Source organism: Pontibacillus salipaludis, from assembly GCF_014642405.1.
Taxonomy (GTDB): Bacteria; Bacillota; Bacilli; order Bacillales; family BH030062; genus Pontibacillus; species Pontibacillus salipaludis.
Genome location: NZ_BMIN01000018.1, coordinates 1 through 24304, shown reverse-complemented (window position 1 = coordinate 24304; position 24304 = coordinate 1). Strand labels below are relative to the sequence as shown.

The following is a 24304-nucleotide window of genomic DNA, read 5'->3' as shown; positions in this document are numbered from 1 at the left end:
TTCTATTAGTTGATTGCGTGGCGTACAAACCCATTTGCAGCTTCTAAGCTAGCTTCTGCCTCATCTTTATCGCATTGCTTCTCGATCATCACAATTGCAACTTTCGGCTTACTTCCGGAGCGTTTCAAGTATTCCTCGGCTGTTTCATAAGGGACCCCTGTTGCTAACGCAATGATGTTCTTCGCACGCTCTACTAATTTATGATTGGTTAATTGCACATCTACCATGAGGTTGCCGTACACCTTGCCGATGCCGACCATTGCTCCCGTTGAAATCATATTCACTACTAACTTCTGGGCAGTTCCTGATTTCAATCGAGTCGACCCCGTAATTACCTCTGGTCCGACCATCACTTCAATTGAAACATCTGCAAATTGACTAATTTCTGCACCTTTATTACAACTAACAGCTACTGAATGAGCCCCGATATCTTTTGCATAAGCAAGCCCCCCTTTTACATAAGGAGTTCTGCCACTTGCTGCTAATCCGACTACCGTATCGTTTTTAGTTAAGCCAAGCTTCTTTAGATCTTCAGCAGCAAGCTCGTTATTATCCTCTGCGCCCTCTACAGCTTTCATAATGGCGCGTTCACCACCAGCAATTAATCCCCGTACTTTCTCAAAACTCGTCCCAAAGGTTGGTGGACATTCCACGGCATCCAGAATACCTAGACGGCCACTAGTTCCAGCCCCTATATAGATGAGGCGACCTCCTGACTGAAAGGACTTCACTACAAGGTTAACGGCCTTTTCAATAGAGCTTATTTCTTGTTCAACAGCTTGAGGGACTTTATGGTCTTCTTCGTTCATTACTTTCAAAAAATCATGGGTACTCATATCATCTAGATCCATCGTATGTTGGTTGCGTGTCTCTGTGGTAAGATTCTGTATCAAGAATTACTTCCTCCTTTTTCACCGCTCTGTTGGATGATTTCATGGGTTCTTCTTAAATGGAGTAGCGCCTCATCATATTCTTCATGGGCACAGGCGGTATATAAAATATCAATGACATTCAGTGTTGCCATCCTTGACGTCATAGCAGCACTACGAAACTCGTCTTCCTTCGCCGCTACAAACAACACTGCGTCTGCCAACGAACTAATCGCCGTGTCAGCGTACTTCGTAATCGCAATGACCTTTGCTCCTTGACTTTTAGCTACTTTAATACAGTCAATGACCTGCTTCGTTTCACCTGAGTAGGAGATGGCTACCGCTACATCGTTCGCTCTCAGATTCACAGCCGATACCCGCTGCATGTGAAAGTCACTATAGGCTGTACACACCTTGTTTATACGCATAAATTTTTGCACGGCGTCTGAGGCAATAAGATAACTAGAGCCAACTCCGTATAAATCTATTTTTTCTGCGTCGACCAAAAGTCGGTATGCTTTGGTCAGCTCTTCTTTATCAAGTAGCTGTAAGCTCTCATACAACGATTGAACATTGTTGTTTGTAATAACCGACATGATATTTTCAAGAGAAGCTCCTGGTTCTAATGGCTCTTTCTCTAAATCATGTAAGCTAATGATCGACAAATCACCGGCTAATTTCAGCTTAAAATCCTTAAAACCTTCGTATCCGATCGACTTACAATACCTCAACACAGCTGCAGGACTCGAATAACAATTAGCTGCAACTTGCTGGACCGACATCGATACAATTTCTTCAGGATGTTGTAATATGTACTGGGCTACGACTTTCTCTGTTTGCTTTACCGCTCCAATGGACTCTCTGACTCTATATAAAACTCCATTCAAAATGCTACACCTCAATTGAGATCAGATTGTTTAAGCGCTTACAGAAAGTATAACGCTATTGAAATATTAAATCGATAATATCACAATTTCTGAAATAAAATTTCAATTTTAGAAATAACCCGAAGCGCGGGGACGGTTCTAGCGCTTCCTATACGTAACGTGATGCAGGAAATGCTCGCACGCGTACACGATTTTAATCACCTGGGTCATAAAAAACAAAAAGAGGACCCTCAACAGGTTGTTCACCTATTGAGACCCCCTTTTAGGACTCCTATTGTTAAACGTATAGCAGATAGCAGAAGAACAAGCTCCGTCCGATTTCTTTACTTCTCGATCATTTCTTTCAAAACTACTGCGTGATTGTGCTCTTTATCTTTAGCACCGAAGAGTAAAACGACCCTATTATCAGAGGCTATTTCCTTTAGCTCATTCAGCTTATGGCTCGCCTCGGAATTCTCATTAAGTTCTCTTTGATAGGATTCTTTAAAGGATTCAAACTTATCAGGATCATGATCAAACCATTTGCGTAAAGAAGAACTAGGCGCGATCTCTTTGATCCATTCATCTAAATGTACCTCTTCTTTAGATATTCCTCTCGGCCATACTCGATCGATGAGTACCCGATGGCCACCTAAGATTTTGTCCTCTTCATAGATCCTTCTCAATACTACAGACATGCCCATCACCTCTTCTTTAAGTTGTGATCGTCTACTACCTATTTCCCCTCTCTTAACCTTGAACAAACAGCAGGTTTAGATGAGGAACGTCCTTAATTTAACGTTCATTAAGTTACTTACCCGGATTTTCACACTCGAAAGAATAGCTCAAATTAAATTTCGATGTATGTACTACAGGACTACCATTAACCTCATGACACTTTTCATTTGCAGCAGTTATTTCTTTTTTATTGAAATATGATTGAGTTGCGAATAAAGATAGCGCAATTAAGATAGCTAGCCCAACTAATCCGATTATTAAATTTTTCTTTAAAGATAAAGCACTCATACAGGTATCCTCCTTTCTAATAACAATCCAAAGAGCTGATGGGATGCTCGTCACCATGACCCTAGCAAACCTTAAGAATATTAATTCTTATACCGATACTCCAAAAGACTTTTTAAGATCGAGATTTCCTGCTGTAATTCTTCCCCAACATTCGTTTCAAGCACCTTTTTCCGCTCTAGTTCTTTATCAACTAACCTTCTTACAGACAATACATCTGTCCCATTTTCTAAGACATCTTCTTTGGAGGTGAATTGTTTATGAGCGACAATCTGCATGCCGTATGAATTGAAGAGTAAGGTGTAACCGGCGATCCCTGTCGTGGACTGATAAGCCTTTGAGAACCCACCATCAATGACAATCATTTTCCCATCTGCCTTCACAGGATTTTCCCCTTCAATTTCCTTAACAGGAGTATGGCCATTAATGATGTGTCCTTGATCAGGGTCTAATCCGAAGTCTGTTAGGATGTCACGGCAAACTTCTTGCTTCTCACGTAAATAATAGTAAGGATTCTTGATCTCCTTATGCGTTTGTTTGTCCTTAATAAAATATCTTTCAAAGGTGGTCATTTCTTTTTTCCCAAAGAGGGAAGAATACTTCCCAGCCCACAAATACCATATGATATCGGTTGCCAGGTCATCTGTTTCTTCAACATGGGCGAAAGCATGCCTGACATACTTCTCAAAGACATCTAATAACTCTCGCCCCGCATAGGTTTGATCCCCTATTTTCATTTCAGCCATATTCCCTTCTTCATCTAACGGAATGCAGCCATGAATGAGCAAATTGCCGTTATACTTCAAATACAGACTGCCTTTTTTCATGAGGAAGTTCATATGTCTTGCCAACTTTTCTGAATGCTGGACAGAAAACAGAAGTTTATCGATCACTTCGATCTCTTCCTCTAACAACGCTGCAGGCTGTTTTGGATCAACGGTTGCAAAACACGTATTCTCGAGAGGATACTTCTCTCCACGGAGCGTAATCTCATCCGAATCATAATCAACCTTCTCAAGCAAAAGCCTGTCTTCCATTTGAAAATCGGGTCGCCTCTTAATAATCGGGCTCTCTAGTTTAAACTGAATGATCGCAATGGCTTGATGGATTTTAGTAATTTGGATTTGTTCAAAATCAGACATTTCTTCGTCTTTGTGTAGTTTAGGTCTAAATGCCGGATTATCTTCGTAATACTTCTCCGCAAGATTCACAAGGGGTCTAAGATTAATGCCGTACGCGTCCTCAATAATATCCAGGTTCGCGTATCGTGCACAAATACGGATGATGTTAGCAAGGCACACCTTTGACCCAGCAAACGCACCAATCCACAATACATCATGGTTTCCCCATTGAATATCGACGGAATGATTATCGATGAGTGTATCCATAATCTTATCCGGCTCAGGACCACGATCATAGATATCCCCTACTACATGCAGGTGGTCAACAACGAGTCTTTGAACCGTATACGCAAGACCAACGATCAACTTCTCCGCTTGCCCAAGAGAAATAATCTGTTGAACCATTTTCGTATAGTATTGCTCCTTATTGAAATGATCCCCCGTTTTATACAATAACTCTTCAATAATAAAGGCAAATTGCTTTGGTAATGCATTATGTAACTTCGTACGTGTGTACTTGGAAGAAACGTAAGGGAGCAGTCGAATCATATAGTCGATGATTTCGGTGTACCATTGATTCAACTCCTGTGCATTGTTCATACGGACCTTGATTAACTTCACTTTATCTTCCGGATAATAGACTAATGAGGAGAATTCATTGATTTCTTGATCCGACAATTCACCCTCGAAGATATCTCGTATCTTTTCTTTAACTTTCCCCGCACCATTTCGTAACACATGCTGAAAGGCGTGATATTCTCCGTGCAAGTCACTAACAAAATGCTCTGTTCCCTTTGGTAGATGTAAAATCGCTTCCCGGTTTGTGATGGCTGTTACTATTTCTTCCTCGCTATCGTACCGTTGCGCTAATAAGTCTAATAGTTTCGAATCCAAATTACCCAGTCCCCCTTCGATCCTCATCGTTTTCGATCAATTACCAAAAATTTAGTTAATTGATTCTATTATAAACCAGGTTTCGTCTTTCCAGATAGATTCGATAGTTATAGTTTTATTATTCTTAAACTCTAAGTAAAAAGGAAGCACAGGAATCGTCCCCCGTGCTTCCCTTCATTCCATCCATTATAAAAGCCCCGCTTCATCCAACCGGACGAGCAGAGCTTTCATGTTATCCCGCGTATGCTTTTTTTGCGTCTTTCTTCGTCAACGTGAAGAAGAACGTAGCACCAATCGAGGCCGTCGTAAATAGAATAGCTCCCATTGGGACAGCCGTCGTTTCATCAAGACCGACCAGTGGCGAAACAACCGCGCCAAACAATAGTGGCAGCATGCCGAGCACAGCACTGGCACTCCCAGCTCTGTGGCCTTGATGCTCCATCGCTAAAGTGAACGTACTTGTCAAAACCATCCCCATCGCTGTCATATAGATGAAGATCGGCACGACAATGGAATACAATGGTCCTTCGAGAAGCGTCATCACTAATAGAACCCCCGTCGCACTAACCGCAATCAGTACAGCACTTCTCAGCAAGCTTCTCTCGTGAAAAATGCCGCCAAGACGGCCGACTAGAAAACTACCCGTAATGATCGCAAGGCCGTTCACTCCGAACAAGAAACTGAACGCCTGAGGAGATACGTTATAGATTCCCTGATAAACAAATGGCGTTCCAGAAACGTAAGCGAAACTCCCGCCGTGGACAAACCCGATCGTTAAGGCGTATCCGATGAAGGATCGGTCCTTCAACAGACGGCCAATGGTCCGAACCGATTCCTTCACGGAGCTCGGGATCCTGTTTTCTACCGGAAGCGTCTCAGGTAATTTGCCTGCTACGGTGAACACGATGGCGAACCCTACGATACTTAGGAAGAGGAAGATCGTCTCCCATGTGGCGAACGGTAACAGCAAAATCGCCCCACCTGTGATCGGCGCAATCATCGGAGCCGTCGCATTGATCACCATCAGTAAGGCGAAGAACTTCGTCAATTCCCTTCCTATAAATACGTCTCGTACGACCGCCTTGGAAAGGACGACACCAGCAGAAGCCGTAAACCCTTGGATAAAACGAGCGATGACGAGTACATAGATATTCGGCGCAAGCGCACAAGCAAAGGACGCCACCGCGAAGAGGGATAGGAAGATGATTAACGGTTTCTTTCTCCCTTGCGAATCACTGATGGGTCCCACGACAATTTGACCGACAGCAAGTCCGATCAGACAGGTCGTTAAGCTGAGCTGCACAAGTGACGCACTCGTTTCTAAATCAGATGCAATCCCCGGAAAGCTGGGGAGATACATATCGATGTTGAGTGGTCCTAGTATTCCAAGCATTCCTAGTAAAAACGCTAGCCCTATTCTTTCTTTCCCTGTTGGATTATGTAAAATGATGAACACCTTCTTCTTCTGGTTGTTGAACTATGATTTTAACTTCATTCATTCTGGAAGTCTACCCCAGGGCTTTTCTATCATTCAGAAAGCAATCTTTAGTAGAAAAAACAATGTGCCTGCCCCCCACTACGCTAACGTAGGGGGGCAGGCACCAAGGTAAATTCAATAAATCATAGCATGATATCCTATGGGCTCTCCTTTTGACTTCAATATTTCCTTCTTCTCCCCCATATAACCACTTAGCTGACCGTTGTAAAACAACATTGTAGAAGCGCTGGGACGGTTCGAGTGCTTCCTATTTACAAAAGCGACTCCAACTTGTAACTAAAAATCCAACATAAGTCTAATAGTAAAGAAAAAGAGAGTTCTCAATAGTTTATCCAACTATTGAGAACTCTCTTTTATTACTCATATTGTTAGAACTTTTGAGGAAGCATAGGAACCGTCCCCGCGCTTCATGTGATTAAAGATTTGTATCATCTTCAAGTAATTGGTTTCATTTCTGGTCCTCAAAAAGAGGCCCGTCTGCTTCATAAATCTTTTGCCTCCATTCCAAGAGATATTCAAGATTTAGCCCTTTTTTATGCGGAACGTGGACGTGAGTGAAAAAATCAGCCGAATGATGATAATTGAGATAGAAAACAGTAGTTAATAATTTTAGGGGTCCGATAACATATAGGAATAGTGCTTAGAGAAGCGCGGGGGACGCTTCTTTTACAACTTTTGAGATCCCTCTCAGATTGTTGGGGATTTTATAGGAAGCACAACTGTCCTAGCGCTTCTAATACCTATACTCCTGCTTTTGGAGAGTTCGGTGATAAAATCGAGTTTTCGAAGAGAAAACTATGATCCTATAAAAATCTAATAGACACCGAGAAGATTGTTGAGGTTGTTAAAAATTTTTTCACTAAAATACAATTAGAATATCAATTTCCTGAGAACTTTAATGTTTCTAGAAATGAAAAATTAGCTAGACAGTTTCTATGATTACATCATCATATAAAAAAAGAAAATGAGCAAAAGTAATTAAAAACAAACGGCATTACTTCCTATAAACCCTTAAAAATTCTGGCTGCTCTTTTATGCCATCTAAAAAAGAGACCATAATGGCCTCTTTTTATGTTTTTCTAAATGCATTATACACATTTATAGGTGGAAGTATCACGGGCGCAATCCCTGCTTGTGAAGTGTAACTTGTTATAAATGACCTTAAATATGGTAATAAGATCGCAATTGCATTATATTCAAAATTTTCTATATCAAAACTTCCTTTACAATCAAAAAAACCAGTAATATTAGCTTCTAAATAAAAAGGTGCATTCCCTTGAGAAAATTCTTCTTCAAATATTGTGCATCCAATTAATAATTTTAGACTATCTTTTTCTTCATTCATTCCAGCATGAGCACTTAAATCAAAAGATAATTCAATAGCTGTATCATCACTAAAATGAGCATGCTCACTTCTTTTATAATCGAATGAATTTATAAAGTAATCTCTAAAAACCAAAGCGCTCTCGGTAGATTCTTCCATAATAATCGCCCCAAAACAAATATTTTAATAGATTAACAAGCTACGTATGCTGTTGGAAAGTAATTAATTCCTACATCGCTATCTTTATGATAATATTTTTTTTCATTTAAATTGTACTGGATAGTTTCTTGTTTATTTAACACAAAAGTTCCAGCATCATTATTGTGTTTATCATTCTTTTCTATATCTGTATATATTACTTTTCCATCTCCGTCTTCAACTTCAAACCCAGATAACTCTAACAATTCTATAAACTCTTCTCTAGACAAATTTTCCAACTCTTCATCAATATTTTTTAAATTTTCATCACTCATAATAGCATTCTCCTTTGAGTAATAAGAATAATAACTATACAATATCTTTTTTTATTATATATCTAGGTTGTTTCAAGCATAACTCAATGCCATTCGGTACTCTTGAAGGAGGGAAACCATAATTATCATCCACCTCTGAAAAAGTATAAGTTTCCGCTCTAAATAAAGTATACCCTTTTTTACGATAGATAAAATTGTAAACTTTTCCATCGAAATCATTACTATTTCCTACCTTAAGATTTACATTATGTTTCTCAATGAGATCTTTTTGCAACTTCTCTCTATACTTATGAAAAGCTTTCTTATAATTGTCATCGGTGCAATCAAAAACCTCACCAGGCGGAACATCTAGCTCACCTCTGAGTACTTTAGTAATACGACCTTTATGAACCCTTTTAGCATAATCTAAAGCTAAATCATAATCCTCATCAAAAAAATAAACTCCAGTTCCTAACCAACCTACATGTTTAAAATTGACTGTAAAATTAGTTCTTTTAATCTTATCCGCTTTATCTTTTATTGTTCCATGATAACCAATAAACTTTGTATTATTCATAGCTATTCCCCAAACATACAACAATTTATGAAATTAGAATATGTATAATTACTATTTCATGAGCTTCTTTAGAATAGTTTAACTCCATTTCCATTATAATGCAATGTATAGAGGTTTGTAAGTTACGATTACTAAAATGATGAAAAAACTTTTAAAAGTCTAAAATAATCCAACTATCAACATTTATTTTCTAGCCTACAGTGACTCTTTTAAGAAATGGTTAATAGCTGCTTCTTTACAAATTTCCATCATATATTTACTAATGTATATACAGAACCATTTCCTAAAATTTGAAGAAACTTTTGCTGGAATAATAGCTTACAAGAAGCACAGAGACGGTTCTAGCGCTTCCTATTTATAAAAGCTTACGCTTCTTGACTATATGAAGGTGATGCCCCATACGGAAACGTTGATATATATTCGTGGTCAAAAGAACTAGAGAGACTTTCCAAAAGTTTATTCAATTGTTGAGAAGCTAATACTATCACTCATATATTTCGAATAAGGCAAAAAAAAGGTAACACAGGAACCGTCCCCATGCTTCTTTCATGACCAATAACTTAAAAAGAGAAGCTTCGCACAAATTCAGTAACTTAATAAGAAATTGTACTGATTTCTTATCAGAATCCTAATGAAAAAACGAACAACCGTAGACCATTAGGGTTGTTCGTTTGAGCAGAATCAGTAATTGATATTTCGAATATAGAAACAAAAATAGATCCCCTAACTCTTCTGCAAAAGGTGAAGTGAGGTCTAAATCTATGTATCCTTAATAAACAAATAGAGAAGGGATGTCTATTTAATTATATTATAGCAAGATAAAATTGCCCTACAAAACTTCTAAAAGTTGCATATGTAAAGGAAACCTTGCCTGAGCACTTTGAATAATAGCTATAAATCCACTAATAAGCGTTACTAATAATGCTATTCTTTTTTTCTATATTTCTCTAGATCTCTTTTAATTTTTCTACCCTTAAAGTAATTTATCGTATTATTAATTATTTTTTCATATATGTCATGATATTTAAGATATGTTTTTTCATAAGGTAACTTTAACCTTCTCCTCATCTTGTTATAATGGTAAAAAACATAACGTATCATCCTATATTCATAATCGCCCTGAACAGGAGTATTGTCACCCATCTCTTCCATTCTTCGTTGTTCTTCAGAGAAATGGTCTTTTAGTTCCCAAATTCTCGCTTCCAATGCAGGATCAATTAAATGTATATTGTCTTCATAAATTTTATTAATTTCATGGAACAATTCTTCATCGATGCCTAAATAACCAAAAGGCTTACCTATGTCCTTAATTTGTTTATTTATAAAGGCTCTATATAAAGGAATATATACGTTGTTTAGTATTTCAAACCGTTGTTTATCTGTTTGTAACCTTCTTTCTTTAGCAATTGCTAATCTGTGAGTAACTATTGATGTAATAAACGCAATAATCAATGCTGACACAATCTTTGTCCAATTATCTGAGAGACCAAACATCAATTCTTCATCTCCTGAAAATTAGTAAAAAAATAACACTCAATAAGTGTCACTTCTTAACAATATTGTTAGATTGTAATTTAATCATTATTTATTTCACCGTATTTTAATCTTATATTTTCCTTGATTTCTAAAGCCATATCGCTATTCATAAGTTCACATTTCTCCAAGTGTATTATAACTTCATTCAACCTCTTAGTGTATTCGATATTTGGCTGTTCGGGAATATCGGCAGTTTCATCGTCTACTTCATCAAGTAACTGATAGTATTTTTGTTTAATCATTGTTAAGAAATTATTACCTTCCAGTAACACTTCTAGCTCTTTAACTGTAAAGGAGATAAGTGGTAACCTATCTTTATACATAATCTTTTTTCTTTTACCTTCTCCATATCTCCAGGCATATCCACCCATACCATTAATTGATATAAACACACCAAAACTGGACCCTCTAGTGGGTAATATCTCCGCCAGTTTTGTTACCATTCCAACATCAATTGATGAAGATTTTTTATTTTTACACTCACACACTATTTTTGGGCCTATTATTTGCGTAATAAATGGTGGTTGTGCTTTTTCACTCATAACTGCCTCTATATCTGTTTCATTATCAGCTGGTCTTTTATTTTTGGTAACTCGTACATCCTGAAACCTATTAAAGAGGAACATTGTAAATTCCTCCAAAAGTTCACCTTTATCTTTATTTCGGCTTCTATCCCAAGACTGACTTTCTTCAATGTGCTTGATATAATCTTTAAACTGCACAATATCCTCATCAGTTTCTATTGGTTCCCAAAACATATCATCTGAAACATTGGCAAGAACTTTTGAAAGTTCCGTAAAAGAATTTATAGACATTCTAGAGGTCATCTAAATACTCCCCTTTTAAACCCAACTCTTGCATTTTTCCAGTTAAGGGAACTTCCACACTCTGGACAACGAAAGTCTTCATCAGCATTATAATATTCTTTTAAAGAGTTAAACCACACAAAGTGAGCATAGTCCTCATTATTACAGTAAACTCTTATATAAAGTTGCAAAACTTTGTCTTTAAACAAGTCGATTAAAATAGTTTCAGCAATGTCTGGATGTAAGTTAGTTTTTCTCGCTAGTTTATCTTTTGTTAAGACATCAGTCGGCCTCAGATCTAGAAGTTCCGTCTGCACCCCCTTTACCACTGTGGGGGAGAGATTGTATTTGCTCTCTATATTCGTTAAGTTTACCGATAACAATGTCAACTACCTCCTCTTCTATAAAGGTATTTGTCCCTCTGATTAAGTAAGCCTCAGTTCCTTGTTCAACAAGAAATTTATACATTCGGTCGCTTGCTTTATAAGTAATACCTAATAATTCAATACTACCGTCTTGCCTAGAACGCTTAGCAGCTTGAGCACCTGATCCCAAGAGTCCTTCTTGAGTAGATTCTACACTAATTACATGAGTGAATCCATCCGACCGTTGCTTGAATACCCTAAACTTATTATCTTCTTCATTAGCACCATGTATCTCAAGTAACTGAGCTTCATAAGAAAGCTGAATGTCTTGTATTAACCTAGTTAATAAAGCAGGTTCTTGATCAGGATCAATATTTGCTTCACTAAGTAATTTTCCCGAAAATTCTTTGATCTTTTCTTCAGCATTAAATGATGCAGCCGTTATTTCATCATTATGGTGGTATGAAACATCTTCCGCAAATTGATACAATGCTCGTGGTATCCAGTTAGGCGCATAGATATATACATTTCCAATATATTCTTTAACTTTACTAAAAAACATATTTGCTATAGGAGTCCAGTCGTGATTCTTACCTTTTTTTGTACCATTCACATTCAGTAAGTTACTTGTTGGATTAAATATTACTTTTATATCTTTAGATCCATCAATGCAAACGCAGTGGGTGAAGAATAGCTTTTTGTAGACTCTGGTAGCACCGTCAACTCCAGATCCAGTCACTACACATGGCGCAACAAATGATAAGGTATATGTTCCTTTCTCATCATTCCTATGAACTCCTATAAGCTTTATATCATCTAACTCTGGCATAACTGTATCCAAATCTTCTGAATCATTCGCTGGGTTAATATCCCAAAGCTTTAAGTCAATCTTCTCTTCTCTATTCATATATAATTCTGCTAAGCTACTTCTATCATAATCTTCTTGTAAGTTATAAACAAAAGTGTAGTTATTACCATCAATCTGGTGTAGTGATAACCACTCTTCTAGTGCTCCCCTCGGTAATTCTGGTTCGAGAAGTGTTTCCTGAACAACTGCTGTATGTAAAACTTTTAGCATTTCATCTCTAGAAACTTTTTTTGGTAGATTAAACTTTTCAAATAACAATTGGTAATGCTTATATTGAGTATATTTATCAAGGATATTATAAATGTTTTCCCAATTCATGTTTCCCCTCCGCTCACATCAAGATTGTTACCAATATTTTACCTCATATTCCTTAATATAGAAACAAATTACATATATCTTATGTACTATTTATTAACTAGCAAGATATAAGCCTTACTATTACTATCTTTATTCGAATTTTATGTTTGAATTATACAACTCCATATTTATTTACCACTAGACCGAACAAACACACCTTTTTTATACAAAAAAGACCTTCATTTAGTGCCACTAAATGAAGGTCTTCAATATATAACTTAACTAGACATGAGCAAAAACATGAGCATAAATAACCCGTGTTAATCAAAACCCTTTACTAGCAAGGGTTGAGGGCACTTATTACATCATGCCGCCCATACCACCCATGCCACCCATATCTGGCATACCGCCACCAGAATTATCTTCTTCAGGGTGATCGGCTACAACCGCTTCTGTAGTTAGGAACATAGCCGCTACAGATGCTGCGTTTTGTAGTGCGGAGCGTGTCACTTTTGTTGGGTCCACGATACCTGTGTCGACCATGTTTACCCACTCGCCTGTTGCTGCGTTGAAACCAACGCCAACGGCTTCGCCTTTAAGACGCTCGATGATAACAGAGCCTTCAAGACCTGCGTTGTGAGCGATTTGACGAACTGGTTCTTCAAGTGCACGAAGTAAGATCTTCGCACCTGTTTCTTCGTCGCCAGTAAGGTCAAGTGCAGCTACTTTCTTGTAAATGTTCACAAGTGCTGTACCACCACCGGCTACGATGCCTTCTTCTACTGCTGCGCGTGTAGAGTTTAGGGCGTCTTCGATGCGAAGTTTACGCTCCTTAAGCTCTGTTTCTGTAGCTGCACCAACCTTGATGACTGCTACACCGCCAGCTAGTTTCGCAAGGCGCTCTTGAAGTTTCTCTTTATCGAATTCAGAAGTTGTTTCTTCTAATTGAGAACGGATTTGGCTTACGCGGCCTGAGATTTGTTCAGGGTTGCCAGCACCTTCAACGATTGTTGTGTTCTCTTTCGTAACCACAACTTTGTTCGCACGACCTAATTGATCGATTGTTGTGTTCTTAAGATCTAGACCTAGGTCCTCTGTAATAACCTGTCCGCCTGTAATGGTTGCGATGTCTTCAAGCATTGCTTTACGACGATCACCGAAACCAGGTGCTTTAACAGATACAGCGTTGAATGTACCACGAAGTTTGTTCACAACAAGAGTTGCTAGTGCTTCGCCTTCAACGTCTTCAGAGATCATTAGAAGTGGACGGCTTTGCTGTACCACTTGCTCAAGTACAGGAAGAACTTCCTGAATGTTTGTGATCTTCTTATCTGTAATTAGGATATAAGGATTCTCAAGAACCGCTTCCATCTTGTCTTGGTCAGAAACCATGTAAGGAGATGCATATCCGCGGTCGAACTGCATACCTTCAACAACTTCCATCTCTGTGTTGAAGCCTTTAGATTCTTCAATTGTGATAACACCATCGTTACCAACGCGCTCCATAGCTTCTGCGATTAGTTGACCTACTTCTTCATCCGCTGAAGAAATCGCCGCAACCTGTGCGATTGAATCTTTACCTTCAATTGGTTTAGAGATTTGTTGCAGTTCTTTAACGGCTAATTCTGTCGCTTTCTCGATACCGCGACGAACGCCCACTGGGTTCGCACCAGAAGCTACGTTTTTAAGACCTTCACGGATCATCGCTTGTGCTAGAACCGTTGCAGTTGTAGTACCGTCACCAGCGATTTCGTTTGTTTTAGAAGCTACTTCCGATACAAGCTGCGCGCCCATATTCTCGAAGTGATCTTCTAATTCAATTTCTTTCGCGATCGTTACACCATCATTTGTAATAAGTGGAGAACCGAATTTCTTCTCAAGAACGACGTTACGTCCTTTTGGTCCAAGTGTAACTTTAACTGCATCAGCAAGGCGGTCTACACCGCGAAGCATCGAACGACGTGCGTCTTCACTAAACTTAATATCTTTAGCCATGAATAAATACCCTCCTAAAAAATTCTTCTAACCGTTTATGATTGTCCAACATTAATTGTATTAGTTAACGACTGCTAAAATGTCATTCTCACGTAAAATTAAGTATTCTTTACCTTCGTACTTCACTTCAGTACCAGCAAATTTTGAGAAGATGATGTGGTCGTCAGTGGTTACCTCAAGTGCAACCTTTTGACCATTTTCCGCCAAACGACCAGAACCTACCGCAACAACTTTACCTTCTTGAGGCTTCTCCTTCGCAGAGTCAGGAAGAACAATACCGCTCGCGGTCTTTTCTTCTTGTTGTACTACCTCAATTACAATACGATCACCTAATGGCTTTAACAAATCAGACACCCTCCTCAAATGGTTTAAAACTATGCTTGTTTTGATTTTATTAGCACTCTCTATTCTCGAGTGCTAACACAATTCTTATAATAATGAATCTCACGATATTTTGCAAGCGAAAACATTTAATTTCTTCATAAAAATTTCCTCAAAAAAATGAGCTCACTCCCCCAACACATTATGACTCATCTTTTCCGATTTAAACGTTTCTTTCCACTTCTTTAAATGTGTTACAATACGTAAGATAAAGGTATAAATTCTCAAAAGGAGTCGTTGCCGAATGCCAAGGCGCTATTGGTATGTCATCTTAACATATACGCTTGTTCAATTATCCGGTGGGTTAGTAGGACAGTTCATCCTTTCTCTGGATCTTGAGAACCCTCAAACCTGGCTGATTACCTGGACGATCTCTTCCTTTATTGCTGGCCTTCTCATTATTACATGGCTCTTAAAGCCAGATATACAGAAGGATCTGCGTCAGGATTACGATATGGGGATCGGGTCTTACATCAAGTGGGGACTGCTTGGTATCTTACTTGCTTTCTTAAGTCAGTACGCCGCTACCGTAATTGAGTCTCTCGTCTTTGGTGTTGATCCCATTTCAGAGAACACGCAAAACTTATCGGCTCTTGCGAAAGCAACACCGATCTTCATCCTCATCATTGCCATTGTGGCACCGATCTTAGAAGAAATCATCTTCCGAAAGATTCTATTTGGAACATTACGTAAATATACGAACTTTCTTATATCTGCGCTAGTATCAGGCAGTATCTTCGGAATTGTACATGGGGAACCAGAGCACCTACTGAAATATGCAATGATGGGCTTAGTCTTTGCCTACTTATATGAGAAAACAAAGCGCATTATCGTACCGATCATCACGCACGCAACTATGAATTCTCTCGTCATTATTGCCCAGATGACAATAGACGTAGAACAACTGGAGCAGAACGTACAGACAATCCTGTTTGGAGGTTAACCCTATTATGAAAACTTCGCCATTCTTTATGGCATTCCTCTATTTTATTATGGGGATTTTATTTACGTATATCGCCATACTTAGTGTAGAAGAGACAATTTGGAACTTGATTACGCTCGTTTGCTCTTTCGTTGCGACAGTAAATTTCGCCGTCGCAATTCGACTTTTTATGCTGTTTCTAAAAATGAACACAGGCAACAAAAAATAAGCGGCTCCCCCATACGGGGATAGCCGCTTATTTTTATAGAACTGTCGTAACTATGCGCCCTCTTCCTCCTCAGAAGAGCTCCCCGCTCCCTTCATAATAAAGGAAAACGGAATCGCCAGAACGATGACCACAGCTGATACGAGAAACGCCTCATTTAATGTCTGAAGCGTAGCCTCTGTCATATTGGCCTCACCCGCCGAGATGACAGCGCGCCTTGTTTCATAATAGATCGAGAAGAAAACAATGCCGAATGATGACGTCATTTGTCTAAGGACGTTATTCATCGCCGATCCTTGAGCGACCAGTTCATCCGATATGGCGTTCATTCCAGCTGTTGTGGCTGGCATATTGCTAAGACCCATTCCAGCACCACGTACTGCATTTAGAGCGAGGATCACCCAGTAAGGAGTGGACAACTCAAGAAAGCCAAGAGCTGTTGTGGCAGCAGCCATTACGAACAATCCAATAGGGATAACAGCTTTCGGACCTTTCTTGTCCAAAATCCTTCCCCCAATGGACATCGATACACCGCTTAATGCCGCTGCTGGTAAGAAGAGTAACCCTGTCATCACTTCATTCAATCCATATACATTCTGAATCAATAACGGCAATAAGAAGATCCCTGAGAAGAGACCAATCGATGCCGCACCGGTGACAACAACAGAAACGGCATACGTCGGAACTTTAAAGACAGATAAGTTTAGTAAGGGTTGCGACTTGCGATTTTCCACAAACACAAATGCTACTACTGATAAGATCCCAACGACAATCAGACCTATATTACTGACTGTAAGAAGGGTCTCAAGTTCCTTCCCTCGTCCAAGGGCAAATAAGATTCCTCCGACACCAATCGTCACAAGAATAAAGCCAATGGTGTCGAATTTAAGAGAAGGATTTTTTTCCGTTTCGACTAAATATTTAGTAGATAGAATAATTCCAATCAGTCCAAATGGAATATTAAATAAGAACAAAAATGGCCAATCAAAGAACTGAATGATTACCCCACCAATTGTAGGACCAATCGCAGGTGCGACCATAGCTGCAACTCCGTATACGCCTACGGCTAGGCCACGCTCGTGCTTCGGGAAAGCGTTAAAGATTAACGCCATCGCAATCGGCATCATTAAACCACCGGCAATCCCCTGAACGGCCCTTGAGAGAATAACAAGGTTCAAGGTAGGAGAAACGGACCCTGAAACAGAGCCAACTAAGAAGATGACAAGCCCCGTCACATACACTTTCTTCTTCCCGAAACGATCTCCGAGAAAGCCTGTTAACGGCATCGTCATTCCCATTGCTACCATAAAGATCGTCAGCATCCAGCCTACACTTACAGCATCAGCATCGAATATTTCCATAAAGCGCGGAAGCGTCGGGTTTAGCATGCTGTTATTTAATATGACTGTAAATGTTCCAAATAAGACGGATACAACGACAAGCCACTTACTCGATAATTTGCTCATGCTGCGTCCCTTCTTTCGTTTCTAATTCTTTCGTTTTACGAACCGTTTTCTACTATATCACATAATCCACTAGCCAAAACCAATTCCTACACACAAAAAAGAGGCTTATTCAGCCTCTTTTGGTTCTTCTTCGGTGCTCTCTTCATGATCGAGAGGATAATGTTTTAGAAAGTATGCCAGTGCTTGCAACTCTACCGCTAGATCGATGTGATGCACACGTATACCTTCTGGAACGGATATTCGAGCTGGGGTGAAGTTTAATACACCAAGAATTCCAGCCTCTACTAATCGATCAGCTATTTTTTGTGCTTCATTGGCTGGTACCGTTAAGATGGCAACGGAAATCTCTTCTGATAAGTACTCCTCTAATTGATCAATATGATAAACAGGCACCCCACCTATATCACTACCAACCTTCTCTTCCTGCGCATCAAAAGCCATCTCAATCTTCGTATTGTTGTTCTTTGTGAAGTTATAGTGTAAGAAAGCTGTTCCGAGGTTCCCGACCCCTATTAAAGCAACGCGCGTGACTTCATCTTGATCAAGGGTTTTACGGAAAAATGTAAGTAAATAATTCACATTGTAACCATACCCCTTTTTACCTAAAGCCCCAAAGTACGAAAAGTCCCTACGGATTGTAGCTGAATCGACTTTCACTGCCTCACTCAATTCTTTTGATGAGACTCGTTGCTTACCTTGGCTATGCAGATTATTTATAAAACGATAATATAAGGGCAGTCGCTTGGCTGTCGCTTGTGGTATTTTTGCCTGATCTAGCTCCATCTTATATCCCCCTCACTTCATACCGTAACCGTACACCAGATCAAGTCCGTAAAGGAACGATCCTGGTACCGTTAACGCTTCCATTTTCTATAACCACTACTTCAGGAAGATCACAAAGATCATCCTCGTACTGTTATGAATGAAATTCTACGTTTCTATTTGTTGTTCTTTATGATGGATTGTCCTTACAGCATAATTGTAAAGAAATGTTTCTAATTTCACAAACATCTCAGACTTTCCACAAGAACCTGGGTCACTTCGACGTGCGAACCTTGCTTAGCACGCATTTCTTAAGATACACTTAACTCATTGAGGTGAACGACCATGATTCTTATGCAAATGAATAATATTACAAAACGCTTCGGCGCTGATCTTATTCTATCGAATATTAAATTAGAAGTACACACCAATGACAGAATTGCCATTGTTGGACGTAATGGAGCTGGAAAATCGACCTTGCTCAAAATTATGGCCGGTGAGCTTTCGCATGAGGAAGGTGAGCTCCACAAGCCAAAAGAGGCTACATTAGGGTATTTAGAGCAGCACACTGGACTCGAATCAGATAAAAGCATCTGGGATGAAATGATCGCCGTATTTGACCATTTAAAAGCTATGGAGAAACAACTCCGTCAAATGGAAGAAAAAATGGCAGATCCTGATCTTATAGCTAAAGAGGAACAATACCAGAAGCTTTTAAAAGACTACGATGAACTGCAGCTTCGCTTCAAGAATGACGGCGGTTATCGTTATGAAGCAGACGTTAAAGCGGTATTGAACGGGTTAAACTTTGGAGACTTTGATTTAACCACGCCAATCGCGACCCTTAGTGGTGGCCAAAAGACAAGACTAGCACTCGGTAAACTCTTACTATCTAAACCCGATATTTTAGTACTTGATGAGCCGACCAACCACTTAGACATTGATACACTTAACTGGTTAGAGCACTATTTGCAAGGCTACCCAGGGGCTGTCGTTATCGTCTCTCACGACCGTTATTTCCTTGATAAAGTCGTAAATGTCGTTTATGAGATCTCTTATCGCTCTTCTGAGAAATTCTACGGGAACTATAGCAAATATCTAGATCAAAAGGCCGCCAATTACGAACGCGATCTCAAGCAATTTGAGAAACAGCAATCCGAAATGAAACGAATGGAAGACTTCATTCAAAAAAATATGGCTCGAGCTTCTACTAGTAAACGAGCTCAAAGTAAACAGAAACAACTTGAGAAGATGGAAAAGGTTGATAAGCCTAAAGGAGATCAAAAGTCCGCTAAATTCACATTTGATATCAACAGAAGAAGCGGAAACGATGTGCTAAAAGCGCGCGACCTTTCGTTCCAATATGAAGACAGTAAAAAACCAGTTTTCGAGAACGTCTCCTTTGATGTAAATCGAACAGAACGCTTAGCACTCGTTGGACCTAATGGCGTCGGGAAAACCACCCTTCTCAAAAACATTATTGATAAACTCTCCCCTAGCGGAGGCACGATTCAATATGGAACGAACCTTCAAATCGGATATTATGACCAGGAACAGGCTCAATTAAATTCTTCCAAAACTGTTCTTCACGAACTATGGGATGAATATCCGATGATGGATGAGAAAGATGTTCGAACTGTACTGGGGAACTTCCTATTTACCGGAGATGACGTTTTAAAGAGCGTGAACTCTTTAAGTGGTGGCGAGAAAGCAAGAGTTGCCTTGGCTAAATTAATGCTTGAGAAATCCAATTTCCTTGTATTGGACGAGCCGACTAACCACTTAGACTTAGATAGCAAAGAAGTACTAGAATCCGCCCTAATGGATTATCCAGGTACCATTCTATTTGTCTCCCACGACCGTTACTTTATTAACCGGATTGCCACACAGATCCTGGAGTTAGATGGGACAGACACACACCTTTATCTCGGTGATTACGACTACTATTTAGAGAAGAAGCAAGAAGAGAAGGATATCGCTGAATACGAAGCGCAACAAAATCCTACTGTCCAAAAAGAAGCTAAGGACTCTAAAAATCAATTTGAACAAAATAAAGCAGAACAACGCGAAGCTAGAAAGCGTAAGCGTCGCATTGAAGAAATTGAACAAGAAATCGTAGAATTAGAAGAAGTGATCGAAAAAAATGATGCCCTACTCTGTGAACCAGAGATTTATCAGGATCATGAGAAGTCCTTAGAACTCACAGAAACAAATGAACAATCCCAATCAAAAATCGAGTCTTTAATGGAAGAATGGGAACAACTTCATGAAGAGGACTAAAAAGAGGGGATATCCACAAGATATCCCCTCTTTTTTTAGCGCTTTCATAACCTTTGTCGAACTTTGTAGCTATCCCCAATGATATCCACATAACTTTTCCTTACAAATACAGTTTTTCACAGATTTATACACAGTATCCACAGAATTACATTGTGTTATCCACAACTTTTATTCACAAACGATTATTTACTATGACAGCATTCTACAAATTTTATGCACAGTATGATTTTAAGCTGTGGAAAAATGAGCTCTAGGAAGAATCATTCGAACTTTCAGACTCATGATCCACATAAAAAAGCGAAACCAATACATGATTTCGCTTTCTACCTGTGTATTATTTCGTTACGGAACGCTTCGCATAACGCTCTAATGATAAGGAAGGATTTCCATTCAGGTCCCATCCAGCACGATGACCCTGGTTAAAAGCAACCGTTCCCGCTGCCGCAATCATCGCTGCATTATCTGTGCATAAGTGTAGTGGTGGAATTAATAGCTCGAGTTCTTCATCTGAACCAAACTTCTCTTCAAGACGAGCTCGTAATCCTTTATTAGCAGCTACACCACCTGCTACAATAACTTGCTTCACACCGTATTGCTTTGCAGCTTTATAAGCCTTTGTGGATAACACATCGACAACACTTTCCTGAAAGCTTGCTGCAATATCTTCTTGCTTTAATTCGATTCCTTTTTGCTTGGCGTTGTGTAAAGTGTTAATAACTGAGGATTTCAATCCACTAAAGCTAAAGTCAAAGGAATCATTCTCAAGCCAAGCTCGAGGGAAGTCTATGGTTACCTCACCTTCATGAGCCAGTCGGTCTATATGAGGACCACCTGGATAAGGAAGTTTTAGCGTCCTCGCCACTTTATCATAGGCTTCCCCCGCTGCATCATCCCTCGTTTCTCCAATCACTTCAAATGAGCCATGTTCCTTCATAAGAATAAGCTCTGTATGTCCTCCTGAAACGACTAGAGATAGCAATGGAAACTCGAACTCTTTCATCAGACGATTCGCATAGATATGCCCGGCTATATGCTGTACGCCCACTAGAGGCTTTTGATAAGCAAAAGCTAATGCCTTAGCCGCATTTACCCCTACTAATAGGGCTCCAACCAAGCCAGGGCCTTCAGTAACCGCTATGGCATCGATCTCTTCCATCTTCATATCAGCTTCTTCTAAAGCTTCCTCTAAAACGAGCGTCACCTGTTCCACATGGTGACGGGAAGCAATTTCAGGAACAACGCCACCAAAGCGTTTATGGCTCTCAATTTGAGAAGCAACCACATTCGCAATAAGTTCTGTCCCATTTCTCACAATCGCAACAGCCGTTTCATCACAGCTCGTTTCAATTCCTAGAATATATTGATCCATTATAATTTCACCCACATAACTACAGCATCCTCTTGGTTATCTGTATAGTAATTTTTACGGATTCCGCCTGGTACCAGGCCATACTTACGGTATAGACGCTGGGCCACAATATTCGATACCCTTACTTCTAGAGATAGTTGAATGGCCCCAACTAAACGTGCCTTTTCCATCACCACTTCAAACAAGGCTTGACCAAGTTTCATGCCTCGGTACTCAGGTAGAATCGCGATATTTGTAATATGAGCTTCATCAATAATAACCCATAACCCACAATACCCTACTAATACGCCTTCAAATTCAAGAACGTAATAAACTGCATAAGGATTATCTTGAAGCTCGTGCTCAAAAGCATCCCGGGTCCATGGAGTGGCAAAGCATGCCTCTTCTAATTGAAGAACTCGATCTATATCCTCTTCTGTCATTTGGCGAACGATCGCTTTACTCACTTTGCTGATGCCCCTTTTGGCTCTCGAGCCATTTGGCCTCAGCCTCTGCAAGACGGAGATAATTTGGCGTTAGTTCATGAAGAGAGGTTGGTTCCTTCGTAAGAGCAATACTCGCAAGCATCCCCGCACTTGGCAAATGAACCGGTAAGGAAGAAAAAACAGCTTTCTCACCTAATACTTCTTGGATCTTTTCTTTATGAATAGAAGCTTGAGAACTAATAAATAAAACGGATTCCTCTGTACCGCGTAGCACTTCTAGCCAATCTGACATAAGCACGTTAACTTCATCTTTAACAGGAACCATTTTCTCGTACCCTTCAGCTTGGTACAGACCTGTATAAACTTGTCCTCTTCTTGCATCAAAGAACGGGCAAACAAGACCATTAAAGAATACCCCATTGTATGACAGCACCTCTAAGCTTGATACGGCCACAATAGGGATTGATAATGACCAAGCTAATGTCTTAGCTGTCGTGAGTCCAATTCGAACGCCGGTAAACGATCCTGGGCCATGGCCAACGGCAATCAAATCTAGATCTTGTGGCGTCATCTTACAATCTGCTAACAGTTGGTTAATGGCAGGCATAAGTTGTACCGAATGGTTTTTCTTTATATCCGTTGTATATTCAGCTAAGAGCTGTTCTTCTTTCATAACGGCGATCGTCATCGGTTGATTCGACGTATCGATAGCTAATACAATCATTTGACTAACTCCTTACATAATCGTTCATATCGTTCCCCACGAGGGGTTAATTGTATCGTACGGTGGTCTTCCCCATTATAGAAAAGATGAATATCTAACCGTTCTTTCGGAAGATAGTCTTCAATGTATTGGGCCCACTCCACAACACACACACCTTCACCTTCGAAATACTCATCAAATCCGATATCCTCATCACTATCTTCAAGACGATAAACATCTAAGTGATAAAGAGGCATACGCCCTTCATATTCTTTAACAATCGTGAATGTGGGGCTGCTAATGGTTCTTGTGATACCAAGTCCGCTGCCCATCCCTTTTGTAAAAGTTGTCTTGCCTGTGCCAAGGTCTCCTTCAAGCGTAAGAAGATCATTCGGTTCTAAAAGAGCACCTAAACGTTCAGCTACTTCTTTCGTCTCTTCAGCAGAGCGGGTATGAATGGTATAGCTTTCATTCATGCGAAACACCTACTTCCTATTCCAGTCTAACGAATCGATTCTTATCTAATTCCCATCATAGCAAAAAAGGGGGCAAAAAGAAAAAAACCTATCTATATCAGTAAAAAGTAGAAGATCAGAGTGAGAGCAATCCCTCAGATCCCCTAAAAAAATGCATTAGAAAAGCCTTAGGAGGTTTTCCTAAGGCTTGTATAAACAATCATATGTAATCAAAAACAAAAATGGCGGTCCGGACGGGACTCGAACCCGCGACCTCCTGCGTGACAGGCAGGCATTCTAACCAACTGAACTACCGGACCATTTTCTAATTTGATTAATCTAAGCACAACAATTTGTGATTCGAAGAAGTGTATTCGACGTAACACAAATTTAAATTGGTTGCACCTAAAGGTACACAGTCATTTGTAATTCAACGAAGTAAAATCGACGTTGAACAAATTTAATTTGGTTGCGGGGACAGGATTTGAACCTGCGACCTTCGGGTTATGAGCCCGACGAGCTACCAGACTGCTCCACCCCGCGACGATAATAATATAAACAAAGCATGGCGGCGTCCTACTCTTGCGGGGGTGAAACCCCGACTACCATCGGCGCTGAAGAGCTTAACTTCTGTGTTCGGCATGGGAACAGGTGTGACCTCTTCGCCAAAACCGCCATACTATTGTTTTTTTGAAGGAGTACCTTCAAAACTAGATAAGAATTAAGACATAACCGTTTTTCACTTTAGTTAGATAAGCCCTCGATTTATTAGTATCGGTCAGCTGCACGTGTCACCACGCTTCCACCTCCGACCTATCAACCTT

Annotated in this window: 23 protein-coding genes, 2 tRNA genes and 1 rRNA gene; 3 read left to right on the top strand and 23 right to left on the bottom strand. The window is 39.8% G+C overall.

Annotated features, from left to right (window positions below; genetic code table 11):
* Positions 1-5: 5 nt before the first annotated feature.
* The 14 genes from murQ to groES form a co-directional block, all read right to left on the bottom strand.
* Complete coding sequence (gene murQ / locus IEW76_RS16450; protein WP_188655521.1) at positions 6-893, bottom strand: N-acetylmuramic acid 6-phosphate etherase; 888 nt, start codon at positions 891-893, stop codon at positions 6-8.
* On the bottom strand, positions 890-1756 hold the full coding sequence (locus tag IEW76_RS16445) for a MurR/RpiR family transcriptional regulator (RefSeq protein WP_188655520.1): 867 nt from the start codon (positions 1754-1756) through the stop codon (positions 890-892). The genes murQ and IEW76_RS16445 overlap by 4 nt, the downstream gene beginning before the upstream one ends.
* Positions 1757-2079: 323 nt before the next feature.
* Complete coding sequence (locus tag IEW76_RS16440; RefSeq protein WP_188655519.1) at positions 2080-2433, bottom strand: DUF488 domain-containing protein; 354 nt, start codon at positions 2431-2433, stop codon at positions 2080-2082.
* 112 nt (positions 2434-2545) lie between these two features.
* Positions 2546-2761, bottom strand: a complete 216-nt coding sequence (locus tag IEW76_RS16435) for a hypothetical protein (protein ID WP_188655518.1) — start codon at positions 2759-2761, stop codon at positions 2546-2548.
* Positions 2762-2841: 80 nt separating this feature from the next.
* Positions 2842-4773 (bottom strand): fructose-1,6-bisphosphatase, encoded by a 1932-nt coding sequence (locus tag IEW76_RS16430; RefSeq protein ID WP_188655517.1) that lies wholly within the window; start codon positions 4771-4773, stop codon positions 2842-2844.
* Positions 4774-5005: 232 nt separating this feature from the next.
* Positions 5006-6220 (bottom strand): Bcr/CflA family efflux MFS transporter, encoded by a 1215-nt coding sequence (locus tag IEW76_RS16425; RefSeq protein ID WP_188655571.1) that lies wholly within the window; start codon positions 6218-6220, stop codon positions 5006-5008.
* Positions 6221-7340: 1120 nt separating this feature from the next.
* Entirely contained in the window at positions 7341-7754 is a 414-nt protein-coding gene (locus IEW76_RS16420; protein WP_188655516.1) for a protein-export chaperone SecB, read from the bottom strand.
* Between the two features lie 32 nt (positions 7755-7786).
* Complete coding sequence (locus IEW76_RS16415; RefSeq protein ID WP_188655515.1) at positions 7787-8068, bottom strand: hypothetical protein; 282 nt, start codon at positions 8066-8068, stop codon at positions 7787-7789.
* A 34-nt stretch (positions 8069-8102) separates the two neighbouring features.
* On the bottom strand, positions 8103-8624 hold the full coding sequence (locus IEW76_RS16410) for a hypothetical protein (protein WP_188655514.1): 522 nt from the start codon (positions 8622-8624) through the stop codon (positions 8103-8105).
* 924 nt (positions 8625-9548) lie between these two features.
* On the bottom strand, positions 9549-10121 hold the full coding sequence (locus IEW76_RS16405) for a hypothetical protein (RefSeq protein WP_188655513.1): 573 nt from the start codon (positions 10119-10121) through the stop codon (positions 9549-9551).
* Between the two features lie 77 nt (positions 10122-10198).
* Entirely contained in the window at positions 10199-10987 is a 789-nt protein-coding gene (locus IEW76_RS16400; RefSeq protein WP_188655512.1) for a restriction endonuclease, read from the bottom strand.
* Positions 10988-11248: 261 nt separating this feature from the next.
* The gene (locus IEW76_RS16395) at positions 11249-12517 is read right to left on the bottom strand and encodes a hypothetical protein (RefSeq protein WP_188655511.1); all 1269 of its coding nucleotides are present in this window, start codon (positions 12515-12517) and stop codon (positions 11249-11251) included.
* A 339-nt stretch (positions 12518-12856) separates the two neighbouring features.
* Positions 12857-14491 (bottom strand): chaperonin GroEL, encoded by a 1635-nt coding sequence (groL, locus tag IEW76_RS16390; RefSeq protein ID WP_036786987.1) that lies wholly within the window; start codon positions 14489-14491, stop codon positions 12857-12859.
* A 60-nt stretch (positions 14492-14551) separates the two neighbouring features.
* Positions 14552-14836, bottom strand: a complete 285-nt coding sequence (groES, locus tag IEW76_RS16385; protein WP_188655510.1) for a co-chaperone GroES — start codon at positions 14834-14836, stop codon at positions 14552-14554.
* A 280-nt stretch (positions 14837-15116) separates the two neighbouring features.
* Here groES and IEW76_RS16380 point away from each other — a divergent pair, with 280 nt between their 5' ends.
* Positions 15117-15815, top strand: a complete 699-nt coding sequence (locus tag IEW76_RS16380) for a CPBP family intramembrane glutamic endopeptidase (RefSeq protein WP_036786982.1) — start codon at positions 15117-15119, stop codon at positions 15813-15815.
* Positions 15816-15822: 7 nt separating this feature from the next.
* Entirely contained in the window at positions 15823-16023 is a 201-nt protein-coding gene (locus IEW76_RS16375) for a YdiK family protein (RefSeq protein WP_188655509.1), read from the top strand.
* A 50-nt stretch (positions 16024-16073) separates the two neighbouring features.
* Here IEW76_RS16375 and IEW76_RS16370 read toward each other — a convergent pair whose 3' ends face one another.
* Together IEW76_RS16370 and IEW76_RS16365 are read right to left on the bottom strand one after the other, a co-directional pair.
* The gene (locus tag IEW76_RS16370; protein WP_188655508.1) at positions 16074-17486 is read right to left on the bottom strand and encodes an MDR family MFS transporter; all 1413 of its coding nucleotides are present in this window, start codon (positions 17484-17486) and stop codon (positions 16074-16076) included.
* A 105-nt stretch (positions 17487-17591) separates the two neighbouring features.
* Positions 17592-18269, bottom strand: a complete 678-nt coding sequence (locus IEW76_RS16365; protein ID WP_188655507.1) for a redox-sensing transcriptional repressor Rex — start codon at positions 18267-18269, stop codon at positions 17592-17594.
* 324 nt (positions 18270-18593) lie between these two features.
* Here IEW76_RS16365 and IEW76_RS16360 point away from each other — a divergent pair, with 324 nt between their 5' ends.
* Positions 18594-20528 (top strand): ABC transporter ATP-binding protein, encoded by a 1935-nt coding sequence (locus IEW76_RS16360; protein WP_188655506.1) that lies wholly within the window; start codon positions 18594-18596, stop codon positions 20526-20528.
* A gap of 334 nt (positions 20529-20862) precedes the next feature.
* On the opposite strand, the gene tsaD is transcribed toward IEW76_RS16360, so the two are convergent.
* The 7 genes from tsaD to rrf all read right to left on the bottom strand — a co-directional run bounded on the left by tsaD (position 20863) and on the right by rrf (position 24159).
* Positions 20863-21897 carry a tRNA (adenosine(37)-N6)-threonylcarbamoyltransferase complex transferase subunit TsaD gene (gene tsaD, locus IEW76_RS16355; protein WP_188655505.1) on the bottom strand — a complete coding sequence of 345 codons (1035 nt, stop codon included), beginning with the start codon at positions 21895-21897 and terminating at the stop codon, positions 20863-20865.
* Positions 21897-22319: a ribosomal protein S18-alanine N-acetyltransferase gene (gene rimI, locus IEW76_RS16350; RefSeq protein WP_188655570.1), complete on the bottom strand. Its 423-nt coding sequence runs from the start codon at positions 22317-22319 to the stop codon at positions 21897-21899. The genes tsaD and rimI overlap by 1 nt, the downstream gene beginning before the upstream one ends.
* A gap of 16 nt (positions 22320-22335) precedes the next feature.
* Positions 22336-23046, bottom strand: coding sequence for a tRNA (adenosine(37)-N6)-threonylcarbamoyltransferase complex dimerization subunit type 1 TsaB (gene tsaB / locus IEW76_RS16345; protein WP_188655504.1), 711 nt, complete (start codon positions 23044-23046; stop codon positions 22336-22338).
* Positions 23043-23501 carry a tRNA (adenosine(37)-N6)-threonylcarbamoyltransferase complex ATPase subunit type 1 TsaE gene (gene tsaE, locus IEW76_RS16340; protein ID WP_188655503.1) on the bottom strand — a complete coding sequence of 153 codons (459 nt, stop codon included), beginning with the start codon at positions 23499-23501 and terminating at the stop codon, positions 23043-23045. Before tsaE ends, tsaB begins: the two co-directional genes overlap by 4 nt.
* 222 nt (positions 23502-23723) lie before the next feature.
* Positions 23724-23800 (bottom strand) — tRNA-Asp (locus IEW76_RS16335).
* Positions 23801-23946: 146 nt separating this feature from the next.
* A tRNA-Met gene (locus IEW76_RS16330) sits at positions 23947-24023 on the bottom strand.
* A 20-nt stretch (positions 24024-24043) separates the two neighbouring features.
* Positions 24044-24159 (bottom strand): 5S ribosomal RNA (gene rrf, locus IEW76_RS16325).
* Positions 24160-24304: the final 145 nt, after the last annotated feature.